The sequence below is a fragment of the Streptomyces sp. NBC_00440 genome, assembly GCF_036014215.1.
Taxonomy (GTDB): Bacteria; Actinomycetota; Actinomycetes; order Streptomycetales; family Streptomycetaceae; genus Streptomyces.
In genome coordinates this window covers 5,123,122-5,136,801 of sequence record NZ_CP107921.1, presented here as the reverse complement: position 1 = coordinate 5,136,801, position 13,680 = coordinate 5,123,122, and the positions used below count along the sequence as shown (strand labels likewise).

Sequence of the window (13,680 nt, the reverse complement as noted above, 5' to 3'; positions counted from 1 at the left end):
GCGGGGTGACCTGACGGCGGACGTGCGCCGGCCGTGCTGTGTGGGCAGATGGCGCGGCGCGTGGGCGAAGGGCGCGGTCAGGCGACCTTCGGGTACTGCTCGAAGCCGAAGCGCCGGTCGAACTCGGCCTGGCGGTCCTCGTCGAAGAAGCGCACCATCTTGACCATCGGTCCCCAGCGTTCGTCCAGGCTCATGCCCTCGATGCTGAAACCGTGCTTCAACTGGAAGATCATCGCGGTGCGGTTGCTCGGGTGGTGCTCGGACGTCACCCGCTCGTATCCGACGGCCTGCAGGTACTCCAGCAGCTTGACGTAACAGAGGGCGGCGACGCGCTGCGCGCGGTATTCGGGCAGCATTCCGCTGGTGCCCAGGTAGAAGGTGTCGGGGTCGGCCATCCGGCCCTTCAGCCACCCCATCACCTTTCCGTCGCCGTCCTCCATGAGGATCCGCTCCTGGTGGAGCGACCGGTATTCGGTAACCAGCTCTTCCGACTTGGGGCGGTACGGGTAGGCGTCCCGGTCGGGGAAGACGGACGCGTAGATCTGGCCGACCGCCTCCCGGAACGTCGCTTCGTCGACGCACCGGCCGACTCCGCTGCCCGCGCCCGGGAGCCGCACGGGAAAGAAGCGACGGCGTATGTCGTCGATGGTTTCGGCGGTCTCTGCGGGTTGTGCGGTCGCTGCGGCTTCGAAGGTGTTGGGGGTGTCGAGGGTGGCGGAAGAAGGCATGGAGTTCACCTGAGTCTGTTCTGTGTCATGTACGGGCGGCACGAACGAGGCCCCTTGCTGTTTTTCGCATCACAGGATTCGATGATCGACCCGGTGGAAAAGTTCCCCAACCGGGCGGAACAGTCCCGCAGTCCCGTTCCCGGGCGGGCGGGTCAGCCGCCCTGGCCGGCGCTGCCGATCGGGCCGACCTTTACCGGGGCACCGGAGCCGTCCGTGACGGGCAGCGAGCGGGCGCCCGGCCAGTTCAGGGTGACCGTCTTCGTCTCGTTCGGCGGGGTCACCAGCAGCCCGGTGATGCGGACGCCGGTGCCGCCCGTCTTGTTGAAGGGGTAGCTGATCGCGAAGGACACCGACTCCCCGCTCTTGAGGGTGCCCGGGTCGGGCTTCTGACCAGTGCGCTCCGCGGAAATGGTCCCCGCGTTGGTCTTCAGGTCGACGCCCGCGTACCCGGACATCACGCACTCCTGGCCGCCGACGTTCTTCAGCGTCACCGCGACGGTGCCATCGGGGTCGCCGGAGATCGTGTTGTCGATCGCCGTGATCTTCAGCTGGTCGGTGGCACACCTGCCGAGCTTGCCGTTCCCCGCGGAACCGTTCCCACTGGAGCCGGACCCGGCGGCGGCCGTGCCCTGCGTACCGGAACTCTTCCCTGCGGAGCCCTGCCCCGCGGATTCCTTCCCGCTGCCCTGAGCGCTGTCCGTCGCCGAGTCGGACCCGGTGACCGCATCGCCGGACTGCGAGGTGGACGAAGAGTCCTGCGCGGCGCCCGAGTCGGTGTCCTGACATGCCGTCATCAGCATGGCCCCGCCGACGAGCACTGCGGAGGCAAGAATGGCCCTGTGACGGTTGCCGGACATGAAAGACCCCTTGGTATCCAGTAGTTGAAGCCGGAGCGGTTTACGGCTCCTCGGTGCTTGCTTGATCACTATGAGGGAGCTGTGGACCGAGGGGATACCCGCGTCGTCGTTCCACGACAACGCTGTCGCAGACCGGTGACATGGTTACGGAGAGAGGAACGCAAGGAACAAGGGGCAGTCCGGTACACCCCGTTCGGCGCTGCGGGGCACGTCGGCTACCGGGGCTCCGCGAGGCCGGCGAGGGACAGCAGCTCGGTCAGCTCGGGCGGCGCGTTGCGGAGCCGTAGCCGGCCGCCGTGCCGCAGAGCGGTGAGCCGGAGCCCCGCGACCGCCTCCACGGCGGCCAGGCCGGGGCGGACGAGACCGCCCATGTCGCAGTCGACCGGGACCGCCGCCCGCCCGGCCGCCCCGGCGCCGCGCAGCAGCAGCCGCAGCTCCTCGCACAGGCGCGGGACATCGGCCCGGCCGACCGGGCCGGTGACCACAAGGACGAGCGGGTCGGTGACATCCACATCAGGGAGACCGGCGCGGCGCCCGGAACTCATCGCCGCTGCCGGTCCCGGCCCGTCCGGACGGTCAGGCGATGCGGTCCAGGACGATCGGGCTCGCGGTGAACGCGGTGCCCGCAGGAGCGATGTCGTACGCGGCGGGCAACGACTCCAGCGCGTACGCGAACCGCTCCGGGGTGTCCGTGTGCAGGGTCAGCAGCGGCTGGCCCTCGGTCACCGTGTCACCGGGCTTGGCGTGCAGCTCGACGCCCGCGCCCGCCTGCACCGGGTCCTCCTTGCGGGCGCGGCCCGCACCGAGACGCCAGGCGGCCACCCCGATGTCGTACGCGTCGAGCCGGGTCAGCACCCCGCTCGACGGGGCGGTGACGACGTGCTGCTCGCGGGCGACCGGCAGCGCCGCGTCCGGGTCGCCGCCCTGCGCGGCGATCATCCGGCGCCAGTGGTCCATCGCGGAGCCGTCTGCGAGCGCCTTCGCCGGGTCGGCGTCCTTCAGGCCGGCCGCGTCCAGCATCTCGCGGGCCAGCGCCAGGGTCAGCTCCACGACGTCCGCGGGGCCGCCGCCCGCGAGGACCTCGACGGACTCGCGCACTTCTAGGGCGTTTCCGGCGGTCAGGCCGAGCGGGGTCGCCATGTCGGTGAGCAGCGCGACCGTACGGACACCGTGGTCGGTGCCGAGTCCGACCATCGTCGACGCGAGTTCGCGGGCATCGTCCAGGTTCTTCATGAAGGCCCCGGAGCCGACCTTGACGTCCAGGACGAGCGAACCGGTGCCCTCGGCGATCTTCTTGGACATGATCGAGGAGGCGATCAGCGGAATCGCCTCGACGGTGCCGGTGACATCGCGCAGCGCGTACAGCTTCTTGTCCGCGGGGGCCAGACCGTCGCCCGCCGCGCAGATGACCGCGCCGACCGAGTCCAGCACGTCCATCATCTCGGCGTTGGAGAGCAGCGCGCGCCAGCCGGGGACGGACTCCAGCTTGTCGAGCGTGCCACCGGTGTGGCCGAGACCGCGGCCGGACAGCTGCGGCACGACGGCCCCGCACGCGGCGACCAGCGGAGCGAGCGGCAGCGTGATCTTGTCGCCGACGCCGCCGGTGGAGTGCTTGTCGGCGGTCGGCCGGGACAGCGCCGAGAAGTCCATCCGCTCACCGGAGTTGATCATCGCGGCGGTCCAGCGGGCGATCTCGGTGCGGGTCATGCCGTTGAGCAGGATCGCCATCGCCAGCGCCGACATCTGCTCGTCGGCGACCGCGCCGCGGGTGTAGGCGTCGATCACCCAGTCGATCTGCTCGGGGCTCAGCTCGCCCCGGTCCCGCTTGGTGCGGATGACAGAGATGACGTCCATGGAGTTGGCGTTCCTTCCGGCAGGGGGTTCGTGGCGTGATGCGTAACGCGCGACTCTACGCGCATAGAGAGATCAGGGAAAAGAGGCCGGGGCCCTCCCGCGGGTGCGGGTGGACCCCGGCGCGCTCAGTTCAGATGCTGCGGGCCGAACGCCTGCGGCAGCATCTCGGAGAGCGGCAGCACCCCGTCGGGGGTTTCGAGCAGCAGCTCGGGCCCGCCGAACTCGTACAGCAGCTGCCGGCAGCGCCCGCACGGCACGAGCACCGCGCCCGCGCCGTCGACACAGGTGAAGTGGGTCAGCCGGCCGCCGCCGGTCGCCTGGAGCTGGGAGACCAGACCGCACTCGGCGCACAGCCCGATGCCGTACGAGGCGTTCTCGACGTTGCAGCCGATGACCGTGCGCCCGTCGTCCACCAGCGCCGCGACACCGACGGGATACTTCGAGTACGGCGCGTACGCATGGGACATCGCGCCGCGCGCGGCCTCCCGCAGCACGTCCCAGTCGACCTCTGTCACTTGCCCTGGCCCTTCCGGTAGCGCATACCGTCCGCCTTGGGCATCCGCAGCCGCTGCGCGGAGAGCGAGAGCACCAGCAGGGTCACCACATACGGGGTGGCGCCCACGAAGTCGGACGGGACATCGTCGGTCAACAGGTACCAGACCAGGATGAGTACGGCCATGACCGCGCTGATCGCGCCCTGGAGCACGGCCTTGCGGTAGAGCTTCCACCCGGCGAGCAGGACGAGCAGCACCACGATGAGCAGCAGCAGCGCGTGGACGGTCTCGCCGCCGTTGCGCAGCTGGAGCGCGTCGGAGAAGCCGAACAGGCCCGCGCCCATGGCGAGTCCGCCGGGACGCCAGTTACCGAAGATCATCGCGGCCAGACCGATGTAGCCGCGGCCGCCGGTCTGGTTCTCCAGGTAGATGTGCGTGGGGACCATCGCGAGGAAGGCACCGCCGAGCCCGGCCAGACCGCCGGAGATGGCGACCGCCGCGTACTTGTACGTGTAGACGTTGACGCCCAGCGACTCGGCGGCGATCGGGTTCTCGCCGCAGGAGCGCAGCCGGAGGCCGAACGCGGTCTTCCACAGCACCCACCAGGTGCCGATGAAGAGCAGCACGGCGATGATCGTCAGCACCGACACATCGGTGACCAGGCCGCCGAGTACACCGGCCAGGTCGGAGACGAAGAACCAGTGGTGCTTCTCGACGGAGGACAGCCCGTCCGAAAGACCCGGCACCGTGAAGTTCGGCATCGAGTCGACGGGTGGTGACTGCTTCGGGTTGCCGCCGGCGGCTTCGGCGGCACCGTGGTTGAAGAAGATCTTGGCGAGGTACTGGGTGATGCCCAGCGCGAGCAGGTTGACCGCCACACCGGAGACGATGTGGTCGACGCCGAAGGTGATGGTGGCGATCCCGTGGATCAGCCCGCCGAGCATCCCGAAGGTGATGCCCGCGAGCAGCCCGAACCAGGGGCTGGACTGCCAGCCGATCCAGCCGGCCCCGAAGGTGCCCAGGATCATCATGCCTTCGAGGCCGATGTTGACCACACCGGCCCGCTCGGACCAGAGGCCGGCGAGACCGGCGAGGCCGATCGGCACGGCGAGCCCGAGCGAGGCGCTGATCTGCCCCTCGGAGGTCAGCTGGTCCGCACCGGTGACGATCCGGACCAGCGAGAGCAGGGCCAGCGCGACCGCGACGATCAGCAGGATCTTCGGGAGCGAGAGCCGGGAACGGCCGGACGTGGCGTTCGCCGCCTTGGGAGCCGCTGGCGGCGGAGTCTCGGTCATGGTCGCGGTCATGCCGTCACCTCCTGCTGGTTCGAGTGGGCGGCGGCCTGCGCGGCGAGTTCGGCGCCGACCTTCTGCTGCTGGCGCTTGAGTCCGTAGCGGCGCACGACCTCGTAGGCGATGACGACGCACAGGACGATGACGCCCTGGATCACGCCGAGGATCTCCTTGTCGTACCCCATGAACTCAAGGTGGTTGGTGGTGCGTTCCAGGAAGCCCCAGAGGAGCGCGCCGAGCGCGATGCCGACCGGGTGGTTGCGGCCCAGGAGCGCGATGGCGATCCCGGTGAAGCCGATGCCCAGCGGGAAGTCGTTGCTGTACATGTGGCTGTCGTTGAGCAGCGTCGGCATACCGATCAGACCGGCCATGGCACCAGAGATGATCATGCTGGTGGCGACCATCTTCTTGACGCTGACACCGCTCGCGGAGGCCGCGGACTCGGACTGGCCGACGGCCCGCAGGTCGAAGCCGAAGCGGGTGCGGCCCAGCACGAACCAGTACGCCACACCGGCCAGCGCCGCGATGAAGATGAAGCCCCAGAGCATTCCGGCCGGGCCGGTGTTGATGGAGAAGAACCAGGAGGACTGCGGCAGTGGCTTGGTGGAGACGAGCGTGCCCGCGTCGTCGAGCTGGCCGAGCCTGCCGGGCTGCATCAGATACGCGATGACCGCGGTGGCGATCGAGTTCAGCATGATCGTCGAGATGACCTCGCTGACGCCCCGTGTCACCTTCAGTACGCCCGCGATACCGGCCCACATCGCACCGACCAGCATGGCCGTGACGATCATCAGCGGGACCGAGACGATGCCGGGCAGCGTCAGCGCGCCACCGACGACGGCGGCGAAGAAGGCGGCCATCCGGTACTGGCCGTCGACGCCGATGTTGAAGAGGTTCATCCGGAAGCCGACGGCCACCGCGATACCGGCGAGGTAGTACGTCGTCGCCTTGTTGAGGATGTAGATCTGGCTGTCACTGGCCGAGCCGTACGTCAGCATGTCGCTGAACGCGGACAGCGGGTTCTTGCCGGTGGCCAGGATGACGAGCGCGGTGACGACGAGGGCCGCCACCACCGCGAGCAGGGGCGCCGCTATCGCGAGGATCAACCGCTCACGGTCGATGCGCGAGGTGTACTTCTTCATCGGTCCTCTCCCCCGGCTTCGCCGCCGGCAGTGTCCGGGGTCTCCAGGGCCCTGCGCGGCTCCGGGACCCCCGGCTTCTTGGGGGCATCCGGAGTCTTCGGGGCGCCCGCGCCGCCCGGAGCGGCGTCCCCGCCGTGCTCCAGGTGGCCGGTCGCGGCGCCCGTCATCGCCGAGCCGAGTTCCTCGGGGGTGATCGTGGCGGGGTCCGCGTCGGCGACGAGCCGGCCGCGGTACATCACCCGCAGGGTGTCGGACAGGCCGATCAGCTCGTCCAGGTCGGCGGAGATCAGCAGGACGGCCAGCCCTTCGCGGCGGGCCTCCTTGATCTGGTCCCAGATCTGCGCCTGCGCGCCGACGTCCACGCCCCGGGTGGGGTGCGCGGCGATCAGCAGCTTGGGGCGGTGGCTCATCTCGCGGCCGACGATCAGCTTCTGCTGGTTGCCGCCGGAGAGGGAGGCCGCGGTGACGTCGATACCGGGCGTGCGCACGTCGTAGTCCGCGATGATCCGCTCGGTGTCGGCGCGGGCCGCCTTCGCGTCGATCAGCCCGTGCCGGGAGTTGGGCCGCTCGGTGACATGGCCGAGGATCCGGTTCTCCCAGAGCGGGGCTTCCAGGAGCAGGCCGTGCCGGTGGCGGTCCTCGGGGATGTAACCGACGCCGCTCTCGCGGCGCTTGCGGGTGGGCGCGTGCGAGATGTCGGTGGTGTCGAGCGTGATGACACCGCCGTCGGGGTCGCGCATCCCCATGATCGCTTCGACCAGTTCGGCCTGGCCGTTGCCCTCCACGCCCGCGATGCCCAGGACTTCACCCTGGTGGATGGTGAAGGAGATCCCGGAGAGCACTTCCCGTACGACACCGTCGGTGTCGACCGCGGTGAGCTTCAGACCGTCGAGGGTGAGCATGGGCGCATCGGTGACCGTCGACTCGCGCGTCTCGGGCGAGGGCAGCTCGCTGCCGACCATCAGCTCGGCCAGCTGCTTCGACGTGGTGGTCGCCGGGTCGGCGGTGCCCACGGTCGTGCCGCGCCGGATGACGGTGATCTCGTCGGCGACGGAGAGCACTTCACCGAGCTTGTGGGAGATGAAGATGACCGTCAGGCCCTCGGACTTGAGTTCACGCAGGTTGTCGAAGAGCGCGTCGACCTCCTGCGGGACCAGGACCGCGGTCGGCTCGTCGAGGATGAGCGTGCGGGCACCGCGGTAGAGGACCTTGAGGATCTCCACGCGCTGGCGGTCGGCGACACCGAGGTTCTCGACGAGTGCGTCCGGGCGGACGTTCAGGCCGTACGCGTTGGAGATTTCCTGCACCCTGGCGCGGGCCTTGGTTCCGATGCCGTACAGCTTCTCGCCGCCGAGGACCACGTTCTCCAGGACCGTGAGGTTGTCGGCGAGCATGAAGTGCTGGTGCACCATGCCGATGCCACGGGCGATGGCGTCGGCGGGACTGGTGAACACGGCCTGGTCGCCGTCGATGGCGATGGTGCCCTCGTCCGGCTTCTGCATGCCGTAGAGGATCTTCATCAGGGTCGACTTGCCGGCCCCGTTCTCACCGCACAGCGCGTGCACGGTGCCCTTGCGGACGGTGATGTCGATGTCGCGGTTGGCGATGACACCGGGGAATCGTTTGGTGATGCCGCGCAGTTCGACGGCAGGAGGGCTGGACGCGTTGATGGCGCACTCTCCTCGGGAGAAGGAGCGGTGGAGGCTCCTCGGAGAAGGAGCAGTGGAGGGGCCCCGGCGGAGGCAGGGGGCGATGGAGTGACGCTAGCGCGTCAACTACGCGCTACACGCGTAGAGTTGACACATTGTTATGGGCCCGGCAGAGGGATGGAACCCCTCTCACCGGGCCCAAGGGACACGGTAGGTCAGGGGGTGGTCCTGACCTTGACCGCGCCATCGGCGATCTTCTTCTTCGCCTTGTCGAGCTGCGGCTTGATGTCGTCGATGAAACCCCCGCTGGTGGACAGCGAGACGCCGCCCTTGGCGAGCGAGTAGGTGTTGGTGCCCGTGACGGGCTTACCGTCGTGGACCGACTTGACCAGGTCGTAGACGCCGATGTCGACGTTCTTCACGACCGAGGTCAGGATCGAGGACTTGTACTTCGCCAGCGACGGGATCTTGTACTGGTCCGAGTCGACGCCGATCGCCCAGGCGCCCTTCTTGCCGTTGACGGCCTCGATCGCGCCGTTACCGGACGAACCGGCCGCGGCGAAGACCACGTCCGCTCCCTTGTCGAGCATGCCCTGCGCGGCTTCCTTGCCCTTGTCGGGGCTGGCGAAGCCAGAGGTGTCCGAGCCGTGGCTCAGGTACTGCCGGTCGATCTTGATGTTCTTGTTGGTGTCCTGGACACCCTGGACGTAACCCGCCTCGAACTTCTTGATCAGCGGGATGTCCACACCACCGATGAAGCCGACATGCTTCGTCTTGGTCTTCAGCGCCGCGGTGACACCGGCGAGGTAGGAGCTCTGCTCCTCCGTGAAGACGATGTTGTCGATGTTCTTCGCGTTGACCGCGGCGTCCACGAGGCCGAAGGTGACCTTCGGGTACTTCGCGGCAACCTTCGCCATCGAAGGCGCGTAGGAGTAGCCGATACCGACGATCGGGTTGTAGCCCGCGTCGGCCAGGTCGGTGAGCCGCTGCTCGCGGTCCGCTTCGGTGTCGCTGGTCTTCGCGGTCAGTTCCTTGACGCTGCCGCCGAACTCCTTCTTCGCCTTGTCCATGCCGCGGGCGGCGGAGTCATTGAAGGAGTGATCGCCGCGGCCACCGACGTCGTACGCGACGCCGACCTTGACACCACCCTTGGATGAGCCGGACGACGAAGAGCTGGAGTCTTCCTGAGTCGACGTGCTGCCACAGGCGGAGACGGAGAGAGCGAGAGCGGCGGTGGCTATGCCAGACGCAGCGATCTTGGTTACCCGGCGCAAGAGGAGGTCCCTTCAAACCAAACCTGGAGCGCCTCTTCCGGCGCTGGTTTTCGCGAGGATCGTAACGCGCGTAGATGTCAGGTAAAGGCCCGTTCGGAACCTGTTATCGGATCGACGCGAACGGGGCCGGGCCGGTCCGGTTACCTGTCCGCCTACAGCCGGTGTCCATCCAGCAACGCGGCAGCGGTGAACAGCTCCACGCCCACCTCGACCGACGCCTCGTCAGGGTCGAAGTCCCCCCGGTGCAGGTCGCCCCGGGCGCTGTCACCGGGGGTCCGCACGCCGAGCCTGGCCATCGCACCCGGCACATGCTCCAGATACCAGGAGAAGTCCTCACCGCCCAGGCTCTGCTCGGTGTCCTCGATCGCGTGCGGTCCGCGGCGTGCGGTCATGGCGTCGCGCAGCAGCTCGTTCATGGCGCTGTCGTTGACGACGGGCGGCACCCCGCGTACGTAGTTGATCACCGACTTGGCCCGGTGCAGGTCGGCCACTTCGGCGATGGCCGCGTGCACCAGGTCGGGGGCGTCCCGCCAGGTGTCCAGGTCCAGGCAGCGCACAGTGCCGGAGAGTTCGGCGTGCTGCGGGATGACGTTGCAGGCGTGGCCGGCCTCGATCCGCCCCCAGGTCACGGCGAGCCCGGCCCGGGCGTCGACCCGCCGGGCCAGCAGCGCGGGCACCTCGGACACGACCTTGGCGGCGGCGGTCACCAGATCGGTGGTGAGGTGAGGGCGCGCGGTGTGCCCGCCGGGCCCGTCCAGGCTGACTTCGAGCCGGTCGCAGGCGGAGGTGATGGCCCCGGTCCGCAGCGCGACCCGCCCGGCGTCGACCTTGGGGTCGCAGTGCACGGCGAGGATCCGGCCGACCCCTTCGAGCACTCCGGCCTCGATGGCGTCGGGGGCGCCGCCCGGGAGCACTTCCTCGGCGGGCTGGAAGATCAGCCGCACGGGGTGCGGCAGCTGCCCGGCGCGGTGCAGCCGGGCGAGCACCAGACCGGCGCCGAGCACGACGGTGGTGTGCACGTCGTGCCCGCAGGCGTGCGCCATACCGGGCACGGTGGAGCGGTAGTCGCAGTCGGTCTTGGTGTCGGGGATGGGCAGCGCGTCGATGTCGGCACGCAGGGCGAGCATGGGGCGGGGGGCGGAGAGCGGGGCCCCGACCCCGTCCGCACTCTCCGTGCTCTCCGTGCTCTCCGTGCTGTCCGTGCTGTCCGTGCTGTCCGTGCTGTCCGTGCTGTCGATGCCGATGTCACAGATGAGGCCGGTCCCGGTGCTGAGCACGCGGGGCGCGAGCCCGGCCAGCTCCAGCCGCGCCTTGAGGGCGGCGGTAGTACGGAACTCCTGATTCCCCAGCTCCGGGTGCCGGTGCAGATCACGGCGGAAGGCGATCAGTTCGGCGCGGAGGTCGGCGGACAGCACACCGGGCAGAGCCGCACCGGCCGCACCGGCAAGGACGGGGACCCCGGCGCCGGCGCTTCCGCTGGCATCACTGGCGCCGTCGGCGTCACCGGGCTGGTCGGCATAGGACTCACGGGACATCAACTGGTTCACCCGTTCAAGGGTAGGCCCCTTCACTGCTCAACTAACCACCGATCAACAAAAGTTCAGCCGCTTAGGCGAAAGAATCTTGGCGCGCCGGGCTTGGAGCGAGGGTTCCGTGGGTATTGCGGTGTGCCGCCGCGGTTGCCGAATCCCGGCGGCGGCGCCGCACCCACCTGGACCCGGGCGGTCGCGGGGCGGTCCATAGGCTGGCGGTGAGGCGGGTCCCGTACGTGGGTCCGTGAGCGCGAGCCGGGACACGACCGGGTGGCAGACATGAGGTGGCTGAACGTGACGAATCCGGTGCCGGACGTGGAGGCGGAGGGCAAGCGGCGGACCCCGCTGCTGCTCGGCGTGGCGGCGATCGCGTACGCGCTCGACCTGGGCAGCAAGCTGGCTGTGGTCGCGAAGCTGGAGAACCACGCCCCCGTCAAGGTGCTCGGGGACTGGCTGGAGCTGCGGGCGATGCGGAACCCCGGTGCGGCGTTCGGTATCGGCGGGGCGACGACCATCCTGTTCACGCTGATCGCCGTGGTCATCGCGCTGGTGATCATCCGCATGGCGCGGAAGCTGTACAGCGGACCCTGGGCGATCGCGCTGGGGCTGCTGCTGGGCGGCGCGCTCGGTAATCTGACGGACCGTCTCTTCCGTTCACCCGGAGGTCTGCGAGGGGCGGTCGTCGACTTCATCGCGGTCCGCGATTTCAGCGTGATGAACCTCGCCGACTGGGCCATCTCCTGCGGCGGCGCCCTGATGGTGATCCTCGCCTTCCGCGGCCGGGGGCTGGACGGGAGCTACGGCAAGCCACAGCCGGAAGCCGACGCCGGCTGACCTGGCATCTCACACCCCCGGTGCCAGCCGCTGCACGTCGCGGGCCGTTCCCGTCACCCCCGCCAGGAAGCCCTGCGCCCGCGGTGACGCCGTGTCCGTGAGCCAGGCGGGGTCGATGTCGCAGACCGCCACCCGGACCTCCGTGCCCGCCAGGGCGAGCGGGAGGGTGTGGACCACCGTGGACGGGAAGCTCACGATCGTGCGGCCGATCGGGCCGCGGCGGGCGATCAGTTCCAGGGGGAGGTCCGGGCGGACGATCTCAAGACCCGTCTCCGCGTGGAGGCGGTGCAGCTTCTCGGTGGATTCGCGGCGGTGGGCGAAGTACCGCGTCACCTGGTGGGTCCGGGCCAGGCCGGTCACTGCCGCGATGTAGCGGTCCTGGTCCACCACCCCCGTCTCCACGAGCGAGGTGCCCACCAGGTCGGAGGTGCGGGTGATCCTCGGCGGGCCGAAGCGGGAGCGGGTCCAGGCGAAGTCATTGGTGGTGACCGTCAGCCCGGGGGGCGCGTCCGTCACCGGCATCGAGCTGAAGACCTCGACCGCGCGCCGGTCCGACGGGGTGAGGCGGCGGCGGGCCGCCGACGACATGGGGGCGAACAGCAGGTCGCGGGGGCCGCGACGGCCGCGTCTGTGCCAGCGGACCAGGGGCTCCTTCGCGGCGAGTTGGGCGATGAACTCCATGGTGGCCGTGCCGTCGTCCACCACCGTCAGGTCCCGGGCGCCGGCCAGCGCGAGGAGGAGCTGCACGTACCGCGAGAAGGGGTCCCCGATGACGATCCGGCCGGCCCCGCGCAGCAGGGGTGTCAGCCCGCCGATCGTCTGGAACGGCGCCGCCACTCCCCCACGCGCCTCCTCCCAGCGCACCGTGATCCCCTCGCCCCGGGCCAGTTCGGCCATCCGGCGCAGCTGGCCGCGGGACATGGGGTCGAGCGGTGAGAGGACGACCACGGTCAGGTCCATGGTCGTCGTGTGGGCCCACTCCAGCAGGTTGAGCAGCTGGACGGGGCTCTCCACGAAGGCGAGCGTGGCGGGGGCGCTCTTCACAGTGGCGGTTCTCCTCCTGGAGCAGTCTTCTCCGGCTGTCCTTGCCGCCGGATCAGACCGACGCGGGCTCGCGGTCCGCGCCCTCGGCGACGACGCCCGTGACACGGCGCAGTTTCTTCATCGGGGCCAGCTCCGATTCGTAGACCTTCTTGACGCCGTCACCGAGCGACGCCTCGATGGTGCGGATGTCGCGGACGAGGCGCGTGAGGCCCTGCGGCTCGACGGACGCCGCCTGGTCGGAGCCCCACATGGCGCGGTCCAGGGTGATGTGGCGCTCGACGAACGCCGCGCCGAGCGCGACCGCGGCCAGGGTGGTCTGGAGGCCGGTCTCGTGGCCGCTGTAGCCGATCGGGACGTTCGGGTACTCCCCCTGGAGGGTGTTGATGACGCGGAGGTTCAGCTCCTCGGCCTTCGCCGGGTACGTCGAAGTGGCGTGGCAGAGCAGGATGTTGTCGCTGCCGAGCACCTCGACCGCGTGCCGGATCTGCTTCGGGGTCGACATGCCGGTGGAGAGGATCACCGTACGGCCGGTGGCACGCAGCGCGCGCAGCAGCTCGTCGTCGGTGAGCGAGGCGGACGCGACCTTGTGCGCCGGTACGTCGAACTTCTCCAGGAACGCGACGGCCTCGGTGTCCCACGGCGATGCGAACCAGTCGATGCCGCGCTTGGCGCAGTGATCGGAGATGGCCCGGTACTCGGTCTCGCCGAACTCGACGCGGTGCCGGTAGTCGATGTACGTCATCCGGCCCCAGGGGGTGTCGCGCTCGATGTCCCACTGGTCGCGCGGGGTGCAGATCTCCGGCGTGCGCTTCTGGAACTTGACCGCGTCGCAGCCGGCTTCGGCGGCGATGTCGATCAGGGCGAGGGCGTTGTCCAGCTCACCGTTGTGGTTGATGCCGATCTCGCCGGTGATGTAGACGGGGTGGCCGGGGCCCGCGGTCTTGGTGCCGAGGGTACGGAGGCGGGTGGTGCTCATGAGG

At 69.5% G+C, this 13,680-nt stretch carries 13 protein-coding genes; 1 reads left to right on the top strand and 12 read right to left on the bottom strand.

From position 1 onward, the window contains the following. Positions 1–77 precede the first annotated feature (77 nt). The 10 genes from OHB13_RS23215 to OHB13_RS23170 form a co-directional block, all read right to left on the bottom strand. The gene (locus OHB13_RS23215) at positions 78–728 is read right to left on the bottom strand and encodes a GNAT family N-acetyltransferase (RefSeq protein ID WP_328378361.1); all 651 of its coding nucleotides are present in this window, start codon (positions 726–728) and stop codon (positions 78–80) included. A 152-nt stretch (positions 729–880) separates the two neighbouring features. Next, the gene (locus OHB13_RS23210; protein WP_266853961.1) at positions 881–1,585 is read right to left on the bottom strand and encodes a DUF4232 domain-containing protein; all 705 of its coding nucleotides are present in this window, start codon (positions 1,583–1,585) and stop codon (positions 881–883) included. A 215-nt stretch (positions 1,586–1,800) separates the two neighbouring features. Next, the gene (locus tag OHB13_RS23205) at positions 1,801–2,130 is read right to left on the bottom strand and encodes an STAS domain-containing protein (protein WP_266853963.1); all 330 of its coding nucleotides are present in this window, start codon (positions 2,128–2,130) and stop codon (positions 1,801–1,803) included. 31 nt (positions 2,131–2,161) lie between these two features. Continuing rightward, the gene (locus OHB13_RS23200; protein WP_266853964.1) at positions 2,162–3,439 is read right to left on the bottom strand and encodes a thymidine phosphorylase; all 1,278 of its coding nucleotides are present in this window, start codon (positions 3,437–3,439) and stop codon (positions 2,162–2,164) included. A 125-nt stretch (positions 3,440–3,564) separates the two neighbouring features. Next, complete coding sequence (locus OHB13_RS23195; protein WP_266853965.1) at positions 3,565–3,954, bottom strand: cytidine deaminase; 390 nt, start codon at positions 3,952–3,954, stop codon at positions 3,565–3,567. Further along, entirely contained in the window at positions 3,951–5,240 is a 1,290-nt protein-coding gene (locus OHB13_RS23190) for an ABC transporter permease (RefSeq protein ID WP_266853967.1), read from the bottom strand. Before OHB13_RS23190 ends, OHB13_RS23195 begins: the two co-directional genes overlap by 4 nt. Next, positions 5,237–6,367 carry an ABC transporter permease gene (locus OHB13_RS23185; protein ID WP_266853969.1) on the bottom strand — a complete coding sequence of 377 codons (1,131 nt, stop codon included), beginning with the start codon at positions 6,365–6,367 and terminating at the stop codon, positions 5,237–5,239. Before OHB13_RS23185 ends, OHB13_RS23190 begins: the two co-directional genes overlap by 4 nt. Further along, the gene (locus OHB13_RS23180) at positions 6,364–8,037 is read right to left on the bottom strand and encodes an ABC transporter ATP-binding protein (RefSeq protein WP_328380375.1); all 1,674 of its coding nucleotides are present in this window, start codon (positions 8,035–8,037) and stop codon (positions 6,364–6,366) included. The genes OHB13_RS23185 and OHB13_RS23180 overlap by 4 nt, the downstream gene beginning before the upstream one ends. Positions 8,038–8,231: 194 nt before the next feature. After that, on the bottom strand, positions 8,232–9,290 hold the full coding sequence (locus OHB13_RS23175; RefSeq protein ID WP_266853971.1) for a BMP family lipoprotein: 1,059 nt from the start codon (positions 9,288–9,290) through the stop codon (positions 8,232–8,234). Positions 9,291–9,442: 152 nt separating this feature from the next. Continuing rightward, a complete protein-coding gene (locus OHB13_RS23170) occupies positions 9,443–10,837 on the bottom strand; it encodes an amidohydrolase (protein ID WP_406070277.1) in 1,395 nt (464 codons plus the stop codon). A gap of 264 nt (positions 10,838–11,101) precedes the next feature. Here OHB13_RS23170 and lspA point away from each other — a divergent pair, with 264 nt between their 5' ends. After that, positions 11,102–11,656 carry a signal peptidase II gene (gene lspA, locus OHB13_RS23165; RefSeq protein WP_443062963.1) on the top strand — a complete coding sequence of 185 codons (555 nt, stop codon included), beginning with the start codon at positions 11,102–11,104 and terminating at the stop codon, positions 11,654–11,656. 9 nt (positions 11,657–11,665) lie between these two features. Here lspA and OHB13_RS23160 read toward each other — a convergent pair whose 3' ends face one another. Further along, the gene (locus OHB13_RS23160) at positions 11,666–12,700 is read right to left on the bottom strand and encodes a hypothetical protein (RefSeq protein WP_266853985.1); all 1,035 of its coding nucleotides are present in this window, start codon (positions 12,698–12,700) and stop codon (positions 11,666–11,668) included. 52 nt (positions 12,701–12,752) lie between these two features. After that, complete coding sequence (locus OHB13_RS23155; protein ID WP_266853987.1) at positions 12,753–13,676, bottom strand: N-acetylneuraminate synthase family protein; 924 nt, start codon at positions 13,674–13,676, stop codon at positions 12,753–12,755. Positions 13,677–13,680: the final 4 nt, after the last annotated feature.

Coding starts and splice junctions, on each gene's coding strand:
- OHB13_RS23185 (WP_266853969.1), bottom strand. CDS start 6,367: ATGAAGAAGTACACCTCGCGCATCGACCGTGAGCGGTTGATCCTCGCG.
- OHB13_RS23155 (WP_266853987.1), bottom strand. CDS start 13,676: ATGAGCACCACCCGCCTCCGTACCCTCGGCACCAAGACCGCGGGCCCC.
- OHB13_RS23200 (WP_266853964.1), bottom strand. CDS start 3,439: ATGGACGTCATCTCTGTCATCCGCACCAAGCGGGACCGGGGCGAGCTG.
- OHB13_RS23190 (WP_266853967.1), bottom strand. CDS start 5,240: ATGACCGCGACCATGACCGAGACTCCGCCGCCAGCGGCTCCCAAGGCG.
- OHB13_RS23210 (WP_266853961.1), bottom strand. CDS start 1,585: ATGTCCGGCAACCGTCACAGGGCCATTCTTGCCTCCGCAGTGCTCGTC.
- lspA (WP_443062963.1), top strand. CDS start 11,102: ATGAGGTGGCTGAACGTGACGAATCCGGTGCCGGACGTGGAGGCGGAG.
- OHB13_RS23215 (WP_328378361.1), bottom strand. CDS start 728: ATGCCTTCTTCCGCCACCCTCGACACCCCCAACACCTTCGAAGCCGCA.
- OHB13_RS23205 (WP_266853963.1), bottom strand. CDS start 2,130: ATGAGTTCCGGGCGCCGCGCCGGTCTCCCTGATGTGGATGTCACCGAC.